Below are 21,667 nucleotides of genomic sequence, written 5' to 3'. Positions count from 1 at the left end.
AACTTATTTATCTTCTAAAACAAATTGTTCCACGTGGAACTATGACTTAGTTGCATCGTACATTTTAACACCTAAAAGATCACTTAATTCACTTGCTTTTTTTAACGCCTTAGTATAATTATTAGTACTAAAAACCGTTGTTTTTCTGTTTTCTGTAAAAAACCGGACAACCGTTTTTTCATGTCTTTCTTTTGTTCCTAATGCACTCACCGTAGCCCAATCATTATTTATACTAAAAGAACCAGAAAACACCGATATGTAATCTGGAAACTCAAAACTTAAATTAGACTCAAAAAGAACCAAACCAAAAACCGCATATAACTTTTTATTCTTAAAGTCTTTATTGATTTTATAAGAAACTGAAAAAACCATCATAATTAAAGAACCCAGAAAGAATACCACCCTCGGCAAAAGAGGTGTTGAACCAAAAAACAACATAACAGAAGCAACAATCAAAATTATCCCAGTCAACATCTTCGCCTTAAGTGCTCGTTCTTGTTTACAGATTACGCACTCCATTATCTACCCATATACACTAATAAAACCGAAATATCACTCGGGGAGACACCGCTGATTCTTGATGCTTGCGAAATCGTAGCTGGTTTAATTTTTGTCATTTTTTCGCAAGCTTCATACGAAAGTGATTTAAGTTTGGTATAATCAAAATCTTTAGGAATCTTTATATTCTCTAAACGATTTAATTTATCAGCATTATTTTTTTCCTTTTCAATATATCCTGAATACTTGACTTGTATTTCTGTTTGTTCTAAAACTTCTTTATCCAAATCATTTTCATTAATGTATGCATCCACCTTCTTAAATTTTTTCATATCCTCGAGTGTAATCTGAGGCCTTGCAAACAACTTAAACATTTTACCACTTTGATTTATTGGCGAAGATTCTTTTTCTTCTAAAACCGGATTTGCTTCTTGAGGTGCTACACTAGTTTCTTTAAAAAAGTCTACAAACGCTTGCGACTTTTCTTGCTTCTCCTCCATTCTTTTCATCCTCTGATCTGACGCTAATCCAATTTTATGAGCCATCGGTGTCAATCTGAAATCTGCATTATCTTGTCTCAGTAATGTTCTATATTCTGCTCTGGATGTGAACATACGGTATGGCTCTTCTGTACCCTTTGTGATCAAATCATCTATCAACACTCCGATATAAGCTTCACTCCTTTTAATAGTAAAAGGTTCTTGTTCCTTGACTTTTAACGCTGCGTTTATGCCCGCCATTAATCCTTGTGAAGCTGCTTCTTCGTAACCTGTTGTTCCATTAATCTGACCCGCAAAAAATAACCCTGATACCAATTTGGTCTCCAACGTATGCGTCAATTGTGTTGGAGGAAAATAATCGTACTCGATTGCATAACCCGGTCTAAAAAACTTTACGTTTTCAAAACCCACGACGGAACGTAGAGCTTTGAATTGTACATCCTCTGGCAAAGAGGTTGAAAAACCATTTACGTATACTTCGACTGTGTTCCAACCCTCAGGCTCAATAAACATCTGATGTCTGTCTTTATCAGCAAATCTGTTTATTTTATCCTCGATTGAAGGACAATATCTTGGACCAATACTCTTTATTCTACCATTAAACATAGGCGAACGATCAAAACCCTCTCTTAAAAGATCATGGACTTCAGGAGAGGTGTATGTCATATAACACGACCTCTGATTAGTCAAGGGCCTAGATAAATCAGAATAACTAAACTTTTCTGGATTTTCGTCTCCAGGTTGCTCCACCATTTTACTATAATCTAAAGACCTACCATCCACTCTAGGTGGAGTACCTGTTTTCATTCTTCCCGAATCAAAACCAAGATCCACTAATTGCTCTGTTATACCTGTTGCGGCACGTTCTCCAGCACGTCCTCCTCCAAACTGTTTTTCTCCTATATGAATCAAACCATTTAAGAACGTTCCATTGGTTAGCACTACTGATTTTCCTCTTACCTCTATACCCAAAGATGTTCGAACTCCCTTGATCTGATTATTTTCTACAATCAATCCACTTACCATCTCTTGATAAAAATCCAAATTTGGAGTCTGTTCTAACAACAACCTCCACTCTTCAGCAAATCGCATACGATCACTCTGAACCCTTGGGCTCCACATCGCAGGACCTTTTGACTTATTCAACATTTTAAACTGTATCGCTGTCCTGTCACTAACGATTCCACTATACCCTCCTAGCGCATCAATTTCTCTAACAATTTGCCCCTTTGCTATACCACCCATTGCAGGATTACAACTCATCTGCGCTATATTCTGCAGATTCATCGTGATTAATAATGTACTGCATCCTAAATTAGCGGCGGCGGCGGCTGCCTCGCTTCCAGCGTGTCCAGCACCCACGACTATAACATCATACTCTTTGTCAAACATATTCTTTAATCATTTGTTCCACGTGGAACGTCAATTTTATTAAAATTTGTTCCACGTGGAACAAATTAAGACAGAAAAACTATTAATGTTCCACGTGGAACATTAATAGTTTTTCGTCTTCCTTTTGTCTCATTAGAGTTTTATCCTCATCCGTCTTATCCTTGTAACCACACAAGTGCAACACGCCATGAATTATAACTCTTTTTAACTCCTCTTCGTCAGAAACTAAATATATACTAGCGTTTTCTTTAACCCTTTCTGTTGAAATAAATATATCTCCGTGCAACTCCTCTCCTAAACTATTGTCAAAACTTATGATATCCGTAAAGGTGTTGTGATTCAGGAATTCTTGATTAATTTTGAGTAAATAATTGTCATTACAAAAAATGAAACTAAGCTCCCCTTCTTTTCTAGATTCAGAGACAATTACCTTACGGATCCAACCGGCTAACGCCTTTTCATTAAGATCTAATTCTACTTCTTCATAAAAAAAATTAATCATAGCCTTTCTTAAAATATTCCTGAACCTTGCGTTTGTAATTTTGCCGCAAAGGTAATACTTGTCTGTTTAATATTTCTGTTGTATTGAAATATTGTTTTGCCTTGTTTAATTCTTCTATTTTATCATTTTCATAACGTCGTTTATTGCTTTTACTTTCTCTTCTTTCTTCCTCTCCCTGTTCTATTGTTGCATCCTCGAGTTTTAAAAGTTCATGCTTTAGATTTAGCATTTTGCTAAGTGTCCCTTCATTGAAACCTTTTTCTAAAAGTTCTTGTTCTACCTGTTCCATTCTTCTCAATAGATCACTACCAATCCTATTTCCTTTTCCAGCTCCTTTTAATTTCTCTTGCAAAGCATTTCTCAATTCCTGTTGTTGTTTATAAATTTCATATAGCTCTCCGTTCATCTCTTCTTTCTGAATTTCTGAATTTTTTTCACCATCCCCAGAGCCATTTCCATCTTTTCCTTCCTTACCACTTTTTTCTCCCTCGTTACCTTTTCCACTTTCCCCACTCTTGCCATCTTCGCCTGTCTTACCGCTATCTCCTTCACCCTTCTTTTCACCACTTTTTTCTCCCTTTCCTTTTTTTGAGCCTTCTTTCATTTTTTCATTCAACTCGCCTTGCTTTTTGATAATATCCGGTAATTGAAAGCCTCTAGATTTACTTCCTCCCTTTCCCTTTCCTTGTGACATGCTATTCTGCATATTGTCCAAAGCTTTGCTTAAAAAATATGCTAGATCATTCGCTCCTGTAACTACATATTGCTGATTCGCCACACCCTGAATCGATTGATTGTCTGCTAATCTCTCTAATGATTTATCAATATTAAATTCTATATCTGTTAACTTCTCAGTAACCTTGTCAGAAATTTTTGGTGTCCTTAATGCTAGCGAGTATAAACTATCATCTATATGGATAAAATTCTCACGCAATACACTTTGCTTTTTTAGCTTACTTGAATAAGTTGGATTATCAATACTTATTCCTTTAAAACCCTTCATTAGGTCCTCTTGTCCTATTGAAAAATCTACCAAATTATCCAAAATCTGACGAAGCATTTCTATATCTTCCTGTTGCTGTTCTCCTCCTCCCATTTCCATTTGCCTCTGCATTGCATCACTCATCTCCTTCATTTTTTGAGCCGCGCTTTTTTGGTTTTTCTTCGCCCCTTCCTTATTGTCTTTATTCAACTTATCACTAGCCTCCTCTTGTTCTTTCTTAATTTCCTCTTCATCACTTGGATCCTGATCTAAATTCATAGGTTTCTTTAGATCCTCATTTTCCTTGCGCAGTTCCTGCATTTCTTTTTGAAAATTCTCAAACTCTTTATTTAGCTCATCCTGCTTATCTTTCGTGTTTTGCTCATCTATTTTATCTGACAACGCCTCTTGTTCCTTAGACATCTCATTAAGCTTACTAGCCAACTTCTCATGCTTTTCTATTACATAATACCTTTTTGTAAGTTCCAATAATTGTTCTAAATTCTTCTTTAAATTTTTGTTCTCCTTGGACAATTCTTCCAACTTTTCTGTTAACTCTTCCTTTTGTATTTTTTCTGTTAGCTTCTCTATCTCCTCTAATAATTTCTCATTCTTCTTTAATCTTTCCTCATTCCGTTCCAGCATTTCTTTCAACGCATCCTTAAAAGGTTCTTCTTCTTTCTTTTCTTTGAATTGGTTCAAATTATCCTTTAATTGCTTTGAAAAATTCTGCATCATCTTCTCTTGTTCTTTCTGCCTTTTCAAATAATCCTCTAGCTTCTTTTTATCGTTGTAATCTAACTGCTTTTTTTCTTTCTGTAGCTTACTCAAGGTTTTAAGATCCTCTTCTTGATCTGTAAATTTTTTCAACGATTTATTTAAACCTGATATTGCTTCACTTTGCTGTTCTAACCTTTTGTTTTCTTCTTCCTTATTGGTTAACTTTCTAAAACTAAAAACTTGACTCTTTGTGCTTTTATACCCGTGAATAACATCATTGTCAAAAATTTCAAAATAGAAGCTGTAATCTACTCCATCCTGTAGACTAAGATCTCCTGGAAAAACATATACAAACTCGTCGAAAACCGAAGTGTTTACGTTCAAATCCTCTGTGTACTTCACATCCTCAAATTCCGAATTATAATAAACCAGTCGTAACCTACTTAGACCATAATCGTCGCTAACCCTTCCGTAAAAATATAGCGTACTGTTATCTAATGTGTCTTTTTCTGATGTTAGGTTAAGCTCTGGAAACTGATCTTTTATTACATTTAAATTGAACGATAAATTATCATAATTAGGAACATTGTTATTTGATGTTCTTATCTCATAATCCAAATCGCTATATACCTGTTTATCATAGAAAAAATCTGTTGATGTTTTATTGAAATCTATAACTGAATCTTTCACCACTAAATTGACCCGATCCGTATTCCTAGTTTTTACCTTCCACACCACTTTTGTTCCTTCAGGTACTGTAGCATTGCCCGAACTTTTCAACTCCTCATCCTTTTTGCCTGTATATTGAGGATAGTCTAAACTCATCACAAAATCCAAAAGCACAGGCACAGATACAACCTTAAGCTCAAGTTCTTTAGATGTAACCTCATTAGAAGACAATGTAAAACTAATTGTCTCTTTTGGCTGTACAAATACATGTTGAAACTCGCCCGTTCCCATATTCTTTAAAAAATATATCTCGTCATTATAAGTAATTGTTACATTCTCAGGCACTATATCGCCAAGGGTCTTAACCTTTAGAACATAATCCTTGCCTTCCAAGGCCTTTAATTCCTGATTGACCACCAGAAACTGAAATGGTGCTGGTGGTGTATATGCAGTTTCATAATTGATTACCCTTTGATAACTATCAGAAAACCAATTGTTATGATTAAATAAACTTACTAGTAAAAAAACTAGAGGAATCACGGCATACTTAATGTATTTCTTATTATTCCTAAAACTTACAGCAAGCTTAAATGGTATAGGTTTTAACTGTTCGGATCTTTGCTCAATACTAGCCACCAAAAGTGAAGAAGATGTATCACTCTTGCCAAGCTGTAATAAGTTTAATAGTTTATCATTTACATCGGGAAAATGATTTCCTATTATTTTTGAGGCACCGATATAATCAATGCCATTTGTTAATTTTAATAGTTTTCCTGTTGGAACAACAATAAATTTAAAAAACAGGGAAATTTCCACCACCACAAACATCCAGAACAATACCGTTCTCCAAGTACTATTCAACCATAAAAAATACTCTATCAACAGTGTAAATAAAAAATACAAAACGCCCGCCGAGAAAAAAAGGATAGCTCCTTTGATGAGCTCATTGAGGTAATATTTTTTTATAAACTTTTCTAATTTGTCTTTTATGACATCAAAATTATTCATTCCTCTTCTTTTCTTTTTTCAGTAATTTATAAAACTACAACTTTATTTCTTATAGATTTGTTATATTTATTATAATTCAAACCCCTAGCAATTAACTTATTATGAGAGATCTAAAATATATATCCGCTTACTCCATCCCTGTCGTTGCTTTTTTAAGTATTTGGTTGCAAGGAGTATATACATATTTGACACCAATATATGTCTTCGGCTTGATACCTATCATTGAACTCTTTACCCCTTCATCTGAAGAAAACCTAGATGATGACACCAAATTATCTAAATCCAAAAAACGTCTTTTTGACTGGTTGCTATACATCAACCTACCCATCATTTATTCAATATTATTCTATGCATTATATACGACTACCTCGTTTCATTTGGCTACCTATGAAATAGTTGGTATTGTAATTTCTACAGGTCTTGTTTTGGGAGCAAACGGAATTAACGTAGGACATGAACTCGGTCATCGTTTTTCTAAAGAACGTTTTATTGCAAAAGCACTTCTGCTTCCTTCTTTATATATGCATTTTTACGTGGAACATAATTTTGGCCATCACCAAAAGGCCGCGACTAATGAAGATCCGGCTACGGCACGATATAACCAACCCATTTATTTTTTCTGGTTTACCTCTGTCATTGGACAATATATAAGTGCTTGGAAAATACAAATCAATCTATTAAAACAAGACAGCCGATCCTTTATATCCTTAAAAAATGATATGTTTTGGTATCTTATCATTTATTCATTTTATTTAAGTGCCTTATTCATTGTTTTTGGTTTATCTGGAATGATCATTGCTATCTTGTCTGGTGTTGTAGGATTTTTATTACTTGAAACCATTAATTATATCGAACATTACGGTTTGTTAAGAAAGAAAAATAAAACGGGTAGATATGAACGTGTACGTGAAATTCATTCCTGGAATTCTAATCACTTGCTCGGACGAATATTACTTTTTGAACTTACCAGACATAGTGATCATCATTATAGAGCATCCAAAAAATATCAACTTCTTGATCATCATGAAGAAAGTCCTCAATTACCTTTTGGATATCCAACATCTATGGTCCTATCATTATTTCCGCCTCTTTGGTTTGTTTTAATGAATAAACGTGTGCCTGATGAAATGAAACCGCAGCGATAATGTTTTAATTTATTAAAACAATTCTTTTTATATCACTTATTTAAGATTGTATCTTTGTCGTCTCTTTTGTAAACCTTTTTTAGGTATAAAACACAAGATCATGACAAAAAATACTAGAGTAAGATTTGCACCCAGTCCAACAGGACCATTACATATTGGTGGTGTAAGAACCGCTTTGTTTAATTATCTTTTTACTAAAAAGAATCACGGGACATTTGTTCTTCGAATAGAAGATACTGATGAAAAAAGATTTGTTCCAGGGGCAGAAGATTACATTATAGAAGCACTACATTGGTGCAATATTCCTTTTGATGAAGGACCAGGAAAAGATGGTGGTTTTGGTCCCTATCGACAGAGCGAACGTAAACATTTGTATAAACAATATGCTGAACAATTAATCCAAAACGGTCACGCTTATTATGCATTTGATACTGCAGACGAACTTGATGCACACAGAAAGCATTACGAATCTGAAGGAAAAACTTTTATATACAACTGGCATAATAGAGAAAAATTAAATAATTCATTGTCTTTATCCGAAGATGAAGTTCATCAAAAAATCAACTCGGCTGACCCTTATGTAATCCGTTTTAAATCTCCAACAAACGAAACGTTGCACTTAAAAGATGAAATACGTGGTGACATTAAAATAGATACCAATGTTCTAGATGATAAAGTATTATTCAAAAGTGACGGTATGCCGACATATCATTTAGCAAACATTGTTGATGATCATCTAATGGAAATCACTCACGTTATTCGAGGTGAAGAATGGTTGCCTTCTCTTGCCTTACACGTATTGCTTTATCGATGTTTTAATTGGGAACCGCCTAGTTTCTCTCATTTACCCTTGATTTTAAAACCAAATGGAAAAGGAAAATTAGGGAAAAGAGACGGTATAGAAGGAGGATTTCCTGTATTTCCGTTGCAATGGACTGATCCTAAAAGTAATGAAATCGCATCCGGATATCGTGAAGATGGCTACCTGCCAGAAGCTGTTATTAATATGCTTGCCTTCTTGGGGTGGAATCCAGGAACAGAACAAGAACTCTTCTCTCTTGAAGAATTAACTAATGAATTTGATTTAGCAAGAGTTCATAAGGCAGGAGCTAAATTTGATCCGAATAAATCAAAATGGTTTCAACAACAGTATTTTCAACAACTCGATACTTCTGTACACGTCGAACACTTGAAAAAATTACTTTTGGATAAGAATATTTCTACTTCGTTTGATCTTGCAAAAATTGTTAATCTGGTTAAAGAAAGAGCGGTGTTTTCTAAAGATCTTTGGGATCTAAGCTCGTTTCTATTCATCGCACCCGTAACATATGACGAAAATGCTGTTAAAAAAGCATGGAAAGAAGATACTGCCAATTTAATGCAAGAACTCAATAGAGTAATTAATGACATTAATGATTTCTCTTCTGAAAATGTTTCAACTATTGTAAAAGGATGGATCAAAGCCAAAGAGATTGGTTTTGGAAAAATCATGATGCCACTACGAATTGCTCTGGTGGGATCGCTACAAGGGCCTGATCTTTTCGAAATTAGTAGTATTATCGGTAAAGAAGAAACCATAAAAAGAATAAAATTCGCTATTGAAACATTATAGTGTTTTTACTCGCAACTCATATCAAACCCCATTATCTAAGTTGAGATAGTGGGTTTTTTGTTTAAAATTCCCTGTAACATTTTATAACATTTAGATACTTATATCATATATAATCTAAATAATTTAAGCTATGGGAAAACAATATAAAGTTCTTAAAAGATCCAATCTATGGTCTACCGAAAAACTGCGTAAGGAAGTCGAAGAAACTTTAAACAAAGCTTCTCAGGAAGGCTGGGAAATTGTATCCGTAGCTTTTGGAACTTCCAGTAGTTCGGGAATGTCTACAGCTATGATAACTATTGCCAAATAAGATTGTTGAATGACTTTTTATCTTTACATTTAATACAAACTATTAACCTTATAATTTACTCAAATGAATTACTACATTATACCATTGGCTATAATAGGACTCTTCCTATTCTTCAAATTTTTCTTTGTCGTTAAACAACAAACATCAGCTATTATCGAAAGGTTTGGAAAATTTCATAGCATTCGTAACTCTGGGTTACAGATGAAAATTCCTCTTATTGATAACATAGCTGGACGAATCAATCTTAAAATTCAACAACTTGATGTTCTGGTAGAAACCAAAACGAAAGATGATGTATTTGTTCGTTTAAAAATTTCTGTACAATTTCAGGTTATCAAAGAAAAAGTATATGATGCTTTTTATAAACTAGAAAATCCACACGATCAGATTACTTCTTATGTATTTGATGTCGTTCGTGCAGAAGTTCCTAAAATGAAACTTGATGATGTTTTTGAAAGAAAGGATGATATTGCTATTGCTGTAAAACAAGAATTGAACGAAGCAATGATTAATTATGGATATGATATTATCAAAACCTTAGTTACTGATATCGATCCTGACTTACAGGTAAAAGAGGCAATGAATAGAATTAATGCAGCAGAAAGAGAAAAGGTTGCAGCAGAATATGAAGCAGAAGCAGAGCGTATCAAGATTGTTGCTAAAGCACGTGCGGAAGCAGAAAGTAAAAGATTACAAGGACAAGGTATTGCCGATCAAAGAAGGGAAATTGCCAGAGGTCTAGAAGAAAGTGTTGATGTTCTGAACAATGTAGGTATTAATTCTCAAGAAGCTTCTGCTCTTATTGTTGTAACACAACACTATGACACCTTACAATCTATAGGTGAAGAAACCAATAGCAATTTAATACTATTGCCAAACTCTCCACAGGCTGGCAGCGACATGCTAAATAATATGATCGCTTCGTTTACAGCTTCTAATCAAATAGGAGAAGAAATGAAAAGACAGAATGCAAAAAAAGGCTTGACTAAGAAAAAACCTGATACAGAAAATTAACTTATATTCTATTTAAACCCGGTCATATGTTCTGACCGGGTTTTTTTTCACTAATTTTGTCTCTAATTAAAATAAAACCTTTTAAGAGCTTTTTTTTATTTGAGACACAACATTATATACCGCAGTTTTTATCTTCTCTTAAAGTCTCTTATATAAATCTAATTTTAATAACAAAAAACAATTATAATTATAAAACAATAGTTATTCTTTATGGTTTAAAAAAGAGTAACTTTACAGAAATGAAAATGAAAATGAAAAATTACCTGCTTATATTTTTACTTGTGTCCGGAACCGTGTTTTCGCAAAATTTAAACGAGCTAAAAAAACAAGCATTAAGAGATGCTAAAATAGTTTCTAAAGCTTCTCTCAAAAAAGATGTAAATACTCTTTTAGAATATACGCATCCCAAAATTTCTAAAAAATACGGTCGAGAGCAACTTCAAAATGATATTAACCAAGTTTTCCAAACGATGACTGCTCAGAAAATAAAGATTGTAAGCTCTGAAATTGATGAGGTAGCAGACATAAAAAAAGAAAAAAAGGAATATCGTTGCCTTGTAAAAAACACCATTAAAATGGATTTTAATGGGCGGTTTATTACTTTAAAAAGTTCCTTATTTGGATTTTATGATAAAAAGAAAGAAAAGTGGTACTTTATAGAATCAAGAAAACTACTAGATAACGAAGAAACAAAGAAGATATTTAAGAATTTTGAGACAGAAATTGATATTCCACAGGATGAACAAATAGTTGATAACTAAAACTATTTGTCAATCTTTACAGTCAAAAACTGATTGCTGAACATCATATTCCTTTATATTGAAAATATCTAATACTGAATGGTATATTACATCGGTTGTGATGCTTTCATCTTCTCTTTCTATTAATATATCTATTTTGTTATTATAGTAATTTTTAAAAGAATCCGAGTACCATACTAACATAGCAGGATTGGTAAGACTCTTATAATGTGAATGTAACCATTTACCATCCTCTCCTAACGCTTCTCCGTGATCTGATATATATAGCATAACAGAGGGCTCTTTTTGATGCTGCAAAATCCCTATTACAGCATCCAAAAAATTATCAAGATACAGTATTGTATTATCATAAGAATTGATCATCTGATCCTTCGTCAAAGAAGGTATATATTTGCTATCCACTACGGGTCTATATTGCCTGTATTTATCTGTATACTTGTCTTCATACCACCAGTGACTTCCTATCATATGTAATGAAAATAAACCAGTATCACTTAATGAAATTTTTTCGCTTAATAATGGAAGTAAATCCAGATCCTGTTTTTTATTAAAACTCCAAAAAGATCTTAACTCGTCGATAATAAAAACCTCTTTATTGGTCTTTACAATTGGTTCATACGAACTTTCCAGAAGCTGATTTCCTATCCATTGCGTAGAAATATTCCTGGAATTGATCATATCGAAAAGAGACGTTATAGAATCTTGTGAATGATCATATATATTTCTGTTGGTTAAAATATAAGGTAAGCTTAAAGCCGTATTAGTTTTATTAGTAAATACCTTATCAAAACTAACAATATTGTTTCTGTTAGCTAATTTTGGCATTGTTTTTCTAAAATACCCATTTAATTGTAGATGGTCTGCTCTTACTGATTCTCCAATTATTAAAACAACTTTAATCTTATTCTGGTCAATATCATCAACTTTTTTAATTTTTTTAAGTGGTAACTCTTCTTGATTAAAATATGCAGCCAAACTATAAAATAATGAATATGGAAGTTTCGTACTAAAACTTTGAAGCCTGATCTGATCTACCCAGAAAAACATACAAACTAGCCCAACACTTATGGGTAAAAAGACCCTATAGCCCATTCTTTTTTCTAATCTATCATAAAACCTAAAAATTAGCACTAATACCGCTATTAAAAAGAGTATGTACAACACTAACTGCCAACTTATAAGATCTTTTACAATGTATGATTTTGTGGTAAACACAGCATTTATGAGTGCAGAAGAAACAGAAATATCGATACTATACACCCAAAAAGAAATAAATCCTAATATCAAAAACACCAAAGAAAAAACAACTTTAAAAAGTACTCTTGATAAAGAAAAAATATACAGTACGCCTGCAAATGTTGATTGAATTATTAATAAATGTATGAGATATGCAATAACATCCTTTCCTCCTTTAAGAGGAATGTGATAATATGACGAACACGTAATAAAAAGAGCAAAGATTATGTTTAAAAACAAATGAAAAATTATTACTTTCCTATGCTCTTTGACCATCATCACTATAATGTTATAATGAGAATTTAGAAGCTATGTCGCTCGCCTCTTTACTTAATAATTCGTTTGCATCTTGTTTACCCTTTATGATAAATTCTTTGGCTAGCTGGTCCGGCTCAATGTTTTTAGTTTCTAATGCAACTCCTAATGCAATAGTAGTTACGATACGAGTCCCTATTTTTTTTGCAGCAGTCCCATACAAAGGAACTAATTCCTCCAGATCAATTTCTTGAGCTGCTTCCATAATCTTCATTTTAAGCGCTTCTCTTTTCTTTTCTGGTAGGTTAGTATACTTCTTCCCTGCTCTTTTTATTTCGTCAATTGCAGCTATTCCCTGCTGCTTACTTGCTTGTTCTTTGTTGGTTGTTTGAATATTTTCTTTGGGCTTAACTTTAGCCCACGTATCTCGCAGACCCACTGTCTTATTAAAGACTAATGATTCTGATGTACTGTCAGGATCTACGTTAAAATAACCCAATCTTTGAAACTGAAATTGATCTAACGGTCTTGCATTTTTAAGACCCGGTTCTACATATCCTGTAATTACTTTTAAAGAATCAGGATTAAGAAATTCCATAAAATCTTTATCCTTATGACTATCTGGAGCTTCATCATTAAATAAACGATCATATAACCGTATCTCTGCGGGTAAGGCATGTTTAATAGAAACCCAATGTAATGTCCCTTTAACATTGCGCTTAGATTCTACCGTACCACTACCCGATCTGCTTTTTGGGTCATACGTACAACGTATTTCCATTATTTTGCCATTCTCGTCCTTTACAACACTTTCACCCTTAATTATATATGCATTTTTAAGACGCACTTCTTTACCTATTGTTAATCTAAAATACTTGCGCCCTGCTTCTTCTTTAAAGTCTTCTCTCTCTATAAATAATTCTTTAGAAAACGGAATTTCTCTAGATCCTGCGTCTTTATCTTCTGGGTTATTTTCTGCTTCTAACCACTCCTCTTTACCTTCAGGGTAATTTGTAATTACCAATTTCACCGGATCAATAACTGCCATTACTCTTGGAGCAGTCTTATTAAGATCTTCCCGTACACAAAACTCTAACAATGAAACATCAATTACATTTTCTCTCTTGGCCACACCTACAGTTTCTACAAACTTTCTTATTGAAGCTGGTGTATATCCTCTTCTTCGTAAACCGGAAATCGTAGGCATCCTGGGATCATCCCAGCCATTTACTATTCCTTCATTTACTAATCTGAGAAGTTTTCGCTTACTCATGATTGTATAACTAAGGTTTAACCGCGCAAATTCTCTTTGTTTAGGTCTTATATTATCCGTATAAATTTGATCTAAAAACCAGTCATATAGTTTTCTGTGGGGCTTAAATTCTAATGAACATAAAGAGTGTGAGATATTCTCTATATAATCACTTTCCCCGTGCGTCCAATCATACATAGGATATATACACCAAGTATCACCTGTTCTATGATGTGACTTTTTTAATATCCTATACATCAAAGGGTCACGCATCAACATATTGGGATCAGCCATATCTATCTTTGCCCTCACCACGTGCTCACCTTCATCAAACTCTCCAGCTCTCATTCTTTCAAATAAATCCAGATTTTCTGCTACTGATCTATCTCTATAAGGGCTATTAATACCAGGCTCTGTAGTGGTTCCTTTTTGTGCTGCAATTTCTTCAGAAGATTGACTATCTACATATGCTTTACCATCCTTGATTAATTGTACGGTCCAATCGTATAATTGCTGAAAATAATCAGAAGAATAACACTCTTTATCCCATTGATATCCTAACCAAGCAATATCTTCTTTAATTGCATCAACATATTCCTGCTCTTCTTTGGCCGGATTTGTATCATCAAATCGTAAATTTACAGGAGCATTATAGTCAAGTCCTAATCCAAAACTTATTCCGATTGCTTTTGTATGACCTATATGTAAATAACCATTAGGTTCAGGAGGAAATCTAAAACGTAGATCCTTTGGATCCATTCCATTTGCTAGATCTTCTTCTACAATATGCTCTAAAAAATTGAGTGATTTTCTTTCTTCTGTCATTGGTTAAAAATAAAATACAAAACTACCTAATATTTCTAATGATACACAACAATAATACGAGAACTCTTTAATTACAAAAATACTGATTTATAAAAGGGTTATTTTCCTTTACTACCTTCATAAAGATTCGGTACCTTTGTAAAAAAATCTGTGGGATTAATTACACTAAAAAATATCAAGATATACGCGTATCATGGATGTTTGGTAGAAGAAAAAAAAATAGGTTCTGATTATCGTGTAGATCTAAAAATAAAAGCAGATCTTAATCGGTCGGCACAAACAGATCGCCTTTCGGATACTGTTGATTATGTGCATCTTAATCATATTGTAAAAGAAGAAATGGCTATTCGTTCTAAATTACTTGAGCACGCAGCAGAACGTATTTTAAATCGTATAATCAAGGAGCTACCACTAGTTGATAAAGCTACTGTGGATGTTTCTAAGATCAACCCACCAATTGGAGGAAATGTACAAATGGTTACAATTACCAGAAGTAAAAAAAGGTAAATACATCTGAAGTATTCATAAATTTTTTTACATTTGCCCTCTAAGACAAAAAAGGGTGTCGTGGCCGAGTGGCTAGGCAGTGGTCTGCAACACCATCTACAGCGGTTCGAATCCGCTCGACACCTCAAAAAAAATCCTGTAAAATATTACAGGATTTTTTTATTCTATACTAGAGCCAGGTCTTATCTTTTCTATCTTATCTTGAATTTTCTTTTCCATCGTATCCGGTATCACTCCTTTTAAAATCAAGAATATTCCAAAAACCATCATAATCATGCTAATTCCCCTTTTGATTATATAGGTCCGTTTCGGGGTTAATTTCCTTTTTAATCGTTTAGCTAAAAGCATTTTAAGCACATCTACAAACAAATATGTACTTAAAACCATCACAAAAAACAGAATAATTCTATTGGTATCCATGTCCATTTGTGGTCCTGCAACGACAATGATTCCTATCCAAAATGCCAAGACACCAATATTTATAAAGTTTAGTAAAAACCCTTTAAAAAAGAGTACGATATAGTTGTGTTTATTAATAATTTCTACTGATGTATCTCGTAGTTTATTATAATTTTTTCTTTCTTTAACGAAAGAAATAATACCATATGTAGCCAAAAGCATCCCACCAAAAACAAATAAGGCGGGATCGTCTTTTATTTTTTCTAATATCTGATTGGTACTAAAATATGCTATTAAGATAAATACTATATCAGCAAAAATAACTCCAAGATCTACGGCTAAAGCAGCTCTAAACCCTTTTATAGCAGCTGTTTCAAGCAGGACAAAAAATACAGGCCCAATCAAAAAGGCTAGTATAAATCCTAAAAATATTGCTGCTTGAGCGTCTTGAAACATAGAGTGTATAAGCGTATTTCTTACAAAGTTAGAAAATACTGCTTAGTTTACCTCTATAATTTTGCCCCCAAAAACTTTTTTTCCATCAACTTCTTTTGGATTTCCATAGATTCTTATAGTTCCTCCAGCTGCTGTATTTGCTTTTACATAGTCACTTGCATATACATTTGCTCTTCCTCCTGCACTTATCTTTACCTCTGTTCTTTGCGTTTTAAGATCCTCTGACATATACTGACCGCCTGCTTTTACAATCACTTCTTGCTCATCTGCCGTTCCTTCTAAATGTAACTCTCCACCACTTACGGCTCTAGCAAATAATCTATTCGTTTTAATTTCTGCGTAAACATCGCCACCTTCTTGCGCTCTGATGTCTAAATTATTTGCTTCAATAGTTCCCTTAACTATAATCTTTGCTCCTTCATTAACATCTAGTTTAGATATGTCTGTATAGTAAACCGTCACCTTAGTATCGTTATCATCCCATGTATTGCTAAGAGACATCTTAATTTTTAATATATCATCTTTTAATACAACATCTACCTCTTTCCTGCTAATGCCGGAAATTTCTACCTTATTTTCTGATCCCTTTAAAAGTTTCACTTCTATTTTATCAAAAACCTTGAGCTCATTAAAATCTCCAACATTTTTTGTAATCACTTTTTGTGCATTTAATGCAGCTACAACAAAAAACAAAGAGAGAAATACTACTTTTTTCATTGCCTTCGTAAATTTAATTTTGATTTATGTTTATTTATTGATTAAAATAACGATAGAATACATCAAATATTCTATTACTCTTTACCTCCTAATAAAGTAAAATCTAAGTGTCGCTTCACAAGATCTGCGTTCTTTACTTTTACATATACCTCATCTCCCAACTGATATACTTTTTTAGAATGTTGTCCTATCACAGCATATTCATCTTGATCAAAAACATAATGATCATCATTCATATCTTTTAAGCGTATCATTCCTTCACATTTATTACTTATAATTTCTACATATATTCCCCATTCGGTTACACCAGAAATTACTCCTAAAAATTCCTCATCCTGATGATCCTTCATGAATTTAATCTGCATATATTTTATAGAATCCCTCTCAGCACTTGCTGCCAAATTTTCCATGGAGCTGCTATGATTACATCTTTCTTCATATTCTTCTTCTGATGCAGATTTTCCATTATCCAGATAATGTTGAAGCAAACGGTGTGCCATCACATCAGGATAACGTCTTATGGGAGAAGTAAAATGAGAATAATAGTCGAATGCTAACCCATAATGACCAATATTATGTGTAGTATACTCCGCTTTACTCATACTTCGTATGGCTAAAGTATCCACAAGATTCTGTTCCTTTTTTCCTTGAACATCCCTTAATAAACCATTTAGAGAGTTGGTTGTAGTTTTACGGTCTCGTAAATCCAATTTGTATCCAAAACGGCCAATAATATTTTGTAAAGCTGCTAGTTTTTCATCATTAGGCTCATCATGCACCCTATAAACAAATGTTTTCTTTGGATTTTGTTTTCCAATGAATTCTGCTACCTTTTTATTAGCGAGTAACATAAACTCCTCAATAAGTTTATTAGCATCTTTAGAAGTCTTAAAAAACACTCCTACAGGATTGTTTTCTTCGTTTAAATTAAACTTAACTTCTACTTTATCAAAAGAAATTGCTCCTTGTCTCATTCGTTTCGTACGCATGATCTTAGCTAATTCATCCAGTTTCAGTACTGCATCTGCTATTTTTTGATCTGTATTATATTCTTTTCCTGTCAAAGAAATTTCTTTAGGAATTGTAATTTCCTTATTTTCAATTATATGCTGAGCTTCTTCATAAGCAAAACGAGCATCAGAATAGGTAACTGTTCTACCAAACCATTGACTTTTAATTTCTGCTTTATGATTTATTTCAAAAACAGCTGAAAATGTGTACTTTTCTTCGTGTGGTCTTAGAGAACAAGCATTATTTGATAAAACTTCCGGAAGCATAGGAACTACTCTATCCACTAGATATACAGAAGTTGCTCTTTCATAAGCTTCTTCATCCAAAACTGTTCCTGGTTTTACATAATGTGATACATCTGCTATATGTATTCCTATTTCATAATTTCCATTTTCTAAAACCTCAAAAGATAATGCATCATCAAAATCCTTAGCATCTTTTGGATCAATAGTAAAAGTGAGCGTTTTACGCATATCCCTTCGACTTTTGATCTCAGATTCTTGGATAGAAGTATCTAATTCATTAGCAAAAGCTTCTACCTCTAGGGGGAACTCATACGGTAATCCGTATTGAGCTAAAATAGAATGAATTTCTGTATTGTGCTCGCCTGGTTTACCAAGTACTTTAATAACTTTTCCAAATGGGGAATCTGCTTTCTCTGGCCAGTCCTCTAATTTTACCAGTACCTTATCACCGTCTTCTGCCTTGTTTATTTTGTTTTTAGGAACAAAAATATCTGTATACATCCTGCTGTCTTGCATATTTACAAATGCATAGTTCTTTTGTATTTCGATAACTCCTACAAACTCATCTTTCTTCCTAGAAACCACTCTCGTAATTTCTCCTTCACTTTTACCCCTACGCTTTCTTTTGTATACATAAACTTCTACTTCATCCCCGTTCAATGCTTTATTTAGATTGTTATTAGGTATAAAGATATCCTCTTCAAGATCTTCTACAATTACATAACCCGTTCCTTTCGAGGTAATTTCTAATTTACCAGAATATGTATTAATATTTGGTACAATTTTAAATTTTCCTCTATCTGCTTCTTCTATCTGTTTTTTTGCAGCCAGCTGGGATAATTTTTTTATAATTTGATTCCGACTACTTGGATCATCAACTCCAAACTTTGCAGCAATTTGCTTATAGTTAAAAGTTTTAGTTGGTTCTGATTTAAGTATTTTGAGTATTCCTTGGGTAATATTTTCAATTTTAGGAGACTTTTTTCCTTTTCCTCTTCTTCTTTTTCTTTTCATTAATGTCTTTTAAATAAATACAATATAAAATTACAGCTTATCTTTTAACCTATGTTATTTTGGTTATAAACTTTTACTAAATATTGAATTTTATTCTTGTTTATAGTTAAAAAAATACATCATCTGTAAATCAATAACTTACAAATGACAATTATCAACAATTTTTCTTGTTTTTCTTAAAATTTACTTAATTTTAAAATACCAAGATTTGTTTTTCTTCGTTTGGTACTAGTATATGAATTATAAAGTCAAAAAAATCCATAAGATCATATTCTTATTTACCCTAATATTTTTATTAGGCCTCTATTACTCTACACTTTATATAGGAAACACAATGGATCAACAACCAGATACGGATAGAAAATCAGAAATAAATGGTGTGATCAATTCTGATAAGGAAGCTACACAGATTAACTAAATTTTCATATTATTTGTATATTTAGATAATCATCTATTATCTGGATTATTTCTATGAAAGATTTTATTACAATTGCCACCTTTACATATCCAAACGATTATGCAATATTACGACTTCTTTTGGAAAGAGAAGGTATTTCTTATTTTTTCGAGAATGAAACGATGATAGGAGTGTTTCCGTTTTACTCCAATGCTCTTGGAGGAATTAATCTAAAAGTACATCGCAAAGATCAAATTAGGGTTCAACAGATAATAGATGATCTTAACGCTAATTCACATCTTAGAATTATATAATATATAGATGATAGTTTTCAACATATATTACATATAAATATCTTTCTTTTTTAAATTTTAAAATAAATAATGATGATTATCATGTGATGTTGATAGCGGTATAACTTTATCTAATTTTATTTGTTTATTTACTTTAAGCAATTTTTCAGATTGATATCAACAGGATATGAATAACGTAAATGCTTGAAAATCTTATAAATTTTAAATTTAATTAACAGTTGTTGATATATTATAAACACAACTTTTTATTTATAATTTTACGGTAAAACCATAGTTAATAACAACAACTTTTTATTTCAAAACTCATCAATAGAAACTCATTAAAAAATTTTGATTTAAAGGTATTGATGGTGTATTGAAATTATAATTCATAACACCAAAAAAAGTTCCTCAATTTTAGCAACTATTTATTCACATCTGATGTTAACAGGAGGTAAGGGGTTATTAACATTAAGATAGCTTAGGTTTAATTTATTGATTTTTTGAAGTTTACTTTTTCTGATTAAAGTATCTTTGTAATTAACATATAAATAGAATCCTTAAATAATTTTAAAAGCATAAAGTTGTGAAAATAGCTATTGGAAATGACCACGCAGGAACCGAATATAAATTTGGAATAATATCGTACTTAAAGTCAGAAGGTATAGAGGTAGTAAACTATGGTACTGATGAAAATAGTAGTGTCGATTATCCAGACTTTGTTCATCCGGTAGCAAAGGATGTAGATACCAATGCTGTTGATTTTGGTATTCTTATTTGCGGAAGTGGAAACGGTGTTTCAATGACAGCAAATAAATATAAAAATGTACGTGCAGGATTATGTTGGACTAAAGAAATTACTGAATTAACAAGACAACATAACAATGCAAATATTATAAGTATTCCAGCGAGGTTTACATCATTACCACAGGCTATAGAAATGGTAAAAACGTTTTTGAATACTGGGTTTGAAGGCGGAAGACATCAAAATAGAGTAAATAAGATTTCTATGTGTTAATTAAAAGATAGATGGAAAAAAATCATGCTCATAACCACCAGTCGTATCCAAAACTAAGTGGGCGTAATTTATTAGTTTCCATTTTATTAAATATTATTATTACAGTCGCACAGGTTATAGGTGGTTTAGTTTCCGGAAGTCTTTCTTTATTATCGGATGCACTTCATAACTTTAGTGATGTACTTTCACTAGTCGTAAGCTTTTTTGCTAATAGATTAGCGAAAAAAGAAGCTTCTATACAAAGAACTTTTGGGTTTAAAAGAGCAGAAATAATGGCTGCGTTTGTAAATGCAGCAACCTTAATTATCGTAGCAATCTTTTTGGTCATTGAAGCCATAGAGCGATTACAAAATCCACAAGAAATTACTACACAAACTGTAATTATATTATCTTCTCTGGCTATTGTTGGTAACGGTATAAGTGTTTTATTATTGAAAAAGGATAGTAAAGTAAATATGAATATGAGATCAGCATATTTACACCTTATTACCGATATGATGGCTTCGGTAGCAGTTTTATTAGGAGGTTTATTAATGAAGTTTTATCAATTATTTTGGATAGATAGTGTACTTACTTTTATAATTGCTATATATTTAATAGTTGTAGGGTATGATTTACTAAAATCATCTTTTAAAATATTAATGTTATTTACTCCAGAAAATATTGCTGTAAAAGAGATTGTAAACGTTGTGAATAGTTTACCAGAAATTAAAAGTATACATCATGTCCACGTATGGCAACTTAATGAAGAAGAAACACACTTAGAGGCGCATATCGATTTTGAAAACGATATTCACGTATCTCGGTTTGGAGAAATACTCCATTTGGTTGAAGATGTGTTAGCGTCACGGTTTGGTATTAATCATGTTACTTTGCAACCTGAGTTTAATAAAAATGATAGTAAAGATATTATTGTGCAAGACTGATGT

The 21,667-nt window shown here is 32.6% G+C and carries 18 protein-coding genes and 1 tRNA gene; 10 read left to right on the top strand and 9 right to left on the bottom strand.

Annotation, left to right across the window (positions count from 1 at the left end; translation table 11 throughout):
* Positions 1-39: 39 nt before the first annotated feature.
* The 4 genes from ACE94K_RS03760 to ACE94K_RS03745 all read right to left on the bottom strand — a co-directional run bounded on the left by ACE94K_RS03760 (position 40) and on the right by ACE94K_RS03745 (position 6,271).
* Positions 40-375: a hypothetical protein gene (locus ACE94K_RS03760; protein WP_378180155.1), complete on the bottom strand. Its 336-nt coding sequence runs from the start codon at positions 373-375 to the stop codon at positions 40-42.
* A 143-nt stretch (positions 376-518) separates the two neighbouring features.
* Positions 519-2,390, bottom strand: a complete 1,872-nt coding sequence (mnmG, locus tag ACE94K_RS03755; RefSeq protein ID WP_378180152.1) for a tRNA uridine-5-carboxymethylaminomethyl(34) synthesis enzyme MnmG — start codon at positions 2,388-2,390, stop codon at positions 519-521.
* A gap of 82 nt (positions 2,391-2,472) precedes the next feature.
* Positions 2,473-2,892 (bottom strand): rRNA maturation RNase YbeY, encoded by a 420-nt coding sequence (gene ybeY / locus ACE94K_RS03750; RefSeq protein WP_378180149.1) that lies wholly within the window; start codon positions 2,890-2,892, stop codon positions 2,473-2,475.
* On the bottom strand, positions 2,885-6,271 hold the full coding sequence (locus ACE94K_RS03745; RefSeq protein ID WP_378180146.1) for a DUF4175 family protein: 3,387 nt from the start codon (positions 6,269-6,271) through the stop codon (positions 2,885-2,887). Before ACE94K_RS03745 ends, ybeY begins: the two co-directional genes overlap by 8 nt.
* Before the next feature lie 101 nt (positions 6,272-6,372).
* On the opposite strand from ACE94K_RS03745, the gene ACE94K_RS03740 reads away from it, so the two are divergent.
* The 5 genes from ACE94K_RS03740 (at position 6,373) to ACE94K_RS03720 (ending at position 11,113) form a co-directional block, all read left to right on the top strand.
* Positions 6,373-7,416 (top strand): alkane 1-monooxygenase, encoded by a 1,044-nt coding sequence (locus tag ACE94K_RS03740; RefSeq protein ID WP_378180143.1) that lies wholly within the window; start codon positions 6,373-6,375, stop codon positions 7,414-7,416.
* 100 nt (positions 7,417-7,516) lie between these two features.
* Positions 7,517-9,028, top strand: coding sequence for a glutamate--tRNA ligase (gltX, locus tag ACE94K_RS03735; protein ID WP_378180140.1), 1,512 nt, complete (start codon positions 7,517-7,519; stop codon positions 9,026-9,028).
* A 130-nt stretch (positions 9,029-9,158) separates the two neighbouring features.
* On the top strand, positions 9,159-9,338 hold the full coding sequence (locus ACE94K_RS03730; protein ID WP_378180137.1) for a DUF4177 domain-containing protein: 180 nt from the start codon (positions 9,159-9,161) through the stop codon (positions 9,336-9,338).
* A gap of 63 nt (positions 9,339-9,401) precedes the next feature.
* Positions 9,402-10,352: an SPFH domain-containing protein gene (locus tag ACE94K_RS03725; RefSeq protein ID WP_378180134.1), complete on the top strand. Its 951-nt coding sequence runs from the start codon at positions 9,402-9,404 to the stop codon at positions 10,350-10,352.
* Positions 10,353-10,603: 251 nt separating this feature from the next.
* A complete protein-coding gene (locus tag ACE94K_RS03720) occupies positions 10,604-11,113 on the top strand; it encodes a hypothetical protein (protein ID WP_378180131.1) in 510 nt (169 codons plus the stop codon).
* Positions 11,114-11,122: 9 nt separating this feature from the next.
* Here ACE94K_RS03720 and ACE94K_RS03715 read toward each other — a convergent pair whose 3' ends face one another.
* Both ACE94K_RS03715 and ACE94K_RS03710 read right to left on the bottom strand, forming a co-directional pair.
* Entirely contained in the window at positions 11,123-12,589 is a 1,467-nt protein-coding gene (locus tag ACE94K_RS03715; protein ID WP_378180128.1) for a phosphoethanolamine transferase, read from the bottom strand.
* A gap of 49 nt (positions 12,590-12,638) precedes the next feature.
* Positions 12,639-14,681: a glutamine--tRNA ligase/YqeY domain fusion protein gene (locus tag ACE94K_RS03710; protein ID WP_378180125.1), complete on the bottom strand. Its 2,043-nt coding sequence runs from the start codon at positions 14,679-14,681 to the stop codon at positions 12,639-12,641.
* 150 nt (positions 14,682-14,831) lie between these two features.
* On the opposite strand from ACE94K_RS03710, the gene folB reads away from it, so the two are divergent.
* Both folB and ACE94K_RS03700 read left to right on the top strand, forming a co-directional pair.
* Positions 14,832-15,188, top strand: a complete 357-nt coding sequence (gene folB, locus ACE94K_RS03705) for a dihydroneopterin aldolase (protein WP_378180122.1) — start codon at positions 14,832-14,834, stop codon at positions 15,186-15,188.
* Positions 15,189-15,242: 54 nt separating this feature from the next.
* A tRNA-Cys gene (locus tag ACE94K_RS03700) sits at positions 15,243-15,313 on the top strand.
* A 34-nt stretch (positions 15,314-15,347) separates the two neighbouring features.
* On the opposite strand, the gene ACE94K_RS03695 is transcribed toward ACE94K_RS03700, so the two are convergent.
* From ACE94K_RS03695 to rnr, 3 genes are all read right to left on the bottom strand, one after another.
* Positions 15,348-16,043: a LysE family translocator gene (locus ACE94K_RS03695; protein WP_378180120.1), complete on the bottom strand. Its 696-nt coding sequence runs from the start codon at positions 16,041-16,043 to the stop codon at positions 15,348-15,350.
* Positions 16,044-16,085: 42 nt separating this feature from the next.
* Positions 16,086-16,760, bottom strand: coding sequence for a head GIN domain-containing protein (locus tag ACE94K_RS03690; protein WP_378180119.1), 675 nt, complete (start codon positions 16,758-16,760; stop codon positions 16,086-16,088).
* Between the two features lie 74 nt (positions 16,761-16,834).
* On the bottom strand, positions 16,835-19,030 hold the full coding sequence (gene rnr / locus ACE94K_RS03685) for a ribonuclease R (RefSeq protein WP_378180116.1): 2,196 nt from the start codon (positions 19,028-19,030) through the stop codon (positions 16,835-16,837).
* 471 nt (positions 19,031-19,501) lie between these two features.
* On the opposite strand from rnr, the gene ACE94K_RS03680 reads away from it, so the two are divergent.
* The 3 genes from ACE94K_RS03680 (at position 19,502) to ACE94K_RS03670 (ending at position 21,664) form a co-directional block, all read left to right on the top strand.
* Positions 19,502-19,741 carry a DUF2007 domain-containing protein gene (locus ACE94K_RS03680; protein WP_378180113.1) on the top strand — a complete coding sequence of 80 codons (240 nt, stop codon included), beginning with the start codon at positions 19,502-19,504 and terminating at the stop codon, positions 19,739-19,741.
* A 565-nt stretch (positions 19,742-20,306) separates the two neighbouring features.
* Positions 20,307-20,738: a ribose 5-phosphate isomerase B gene (gene rpiB, locus ACE94K_RS03675; RefSeq protein WP_378180110.1), complete on the top strand. Its 432-nt coding sequence runs from the start codon at positions 20,307-20,309 to the stop codon at positions 20,736-20,738.
* A gap of 11 nt (positions 20,739-20,749) precedes the next feature.
* Complete coding sequence (locus ACE94K_RS03670; RefSeq protein WP_378180107.1) at positions 20,750-21,664, top strand: cation diffusion facilitator family transporter; 915 nt, start codon at positions 20,750-20,752, stop codon at positions 21,662-21,664.
* The last annotated feature ends 3 nt before the right edge of the window (positions 21,665-21,667 follow it).

Origin of the sequence: Aquimarina besae (genome assembly GCF_042434905.1) — a bacterium.
In the GTDB taxonomy this organism is placed as follows: domain Bacteria; phylum Bacteroidota; class Bacteroidia; order Flavobacteriales; family Flavobacteriaceae; genus Aquimarina.
Note: the sequence above shows the minus strand (reverse complement) of the source record. Positions and strands in the feature narration are given on the sequence as shown.

Coding starts and splice junctions, on each gene's coding strand:
- ACE94K_RS03760 (WP_378180155.1), bottom strand. CDS start 375: ATGATGGTTTTTTCAGTTTCTTATAAAATCAATAAAGACTTTAAGAAT.
- ACE94K_RS03745 (WP_378180146.1), bottom strand. CDS start 6,271: ATGAATAATTTTGATGTCATAAAAGACAAATTAGAAAAGTTTATAAAA.
- ACE94K_RS03725 (WP_378180134.1), top strand. CDS start 9,402: ATGAATTACTACATTATACCATTGGCTATAATAGGACTCTTCCTATTC.
- ACE94K_RS03680 (WP_378180113.1), top strand. CDS start 19,502: ATGAAAGATTTTATTACAATTGCCACCTTTACATATCCAAACGATTAT.
- rnr (WP_378180116.1), bottom strand. CDS start 19,030: ATGAAAAGAAAAAGAAGAAGAGGAAAAGGAAAAAAGTCTCCTAAAATT.
- ACE94K_RS03690 (WP_378180119.1), bottom strand. CDS start 16,760: ATGAAAAAAGTAGTATTTCTCTCTTTGTTTTTTGTTGTAGCTGCATTA.
- ACE94K_RS03710 (WP_378180125.1), bottom strand. CDS start 14,681: ATGACAGAAGAAAGAAAATCACTCAATTTTTTAGAGCATATTGTAGAA.
- ACE94K_RS03695 (WP_378180120.1), bottom strand. CDS start 16,043: ATGTTTCAAGACGCTCAAGCAGCAATATTTTTAGGATTTATACTAGCC.
- ybeY (WP_378180149.1), bottom strand. CDS start 2,892: ATGATTAATTTTTTTTATGAAGAAGTAGAATTAGATCTTAATGAAAAG.
- ACE94K_RS03720 (WP_378180131.1), top strand. CDS start 10,604: ATGAAAAATTACCTGCTTATATTTTTACTTGTGTCCGGAACCGTGTTT.
- mnmG (WP_378180152.1), bottom strand. CDS start 2,390: ATGTTTGACAAAGAGTATGATGTTATAGTCGTGGGTGCTGGACACGCT.
- ACE94K_RS03740 (WP_378180143.1), top strand. CDS start 6,373: ATGAGAGATCTAAAATATATATCCGCTTACTCCATCCCTGTCGTTGCT.
- gltX (WP_378180140.1), top strand. CDS start 7,517: ATGACAAAAAATACTAGAGTAAGATTTGCACCCAGTCCAACAGGACCA.
- ACE94K_RS03730 (WP_378180137.1), top strand. CDS start 9,159: ATGGGAAAACAATATAAAGTTCTTAAAAGATCCAATCTATGGTCTACC.
- ACE94K_RS03670 (WP_378180107.1), top strand. CDS start 20,750: ATGGAAAAAAATCATGCTCATAACCACCAGTCGTATCCAAAACTAAGT.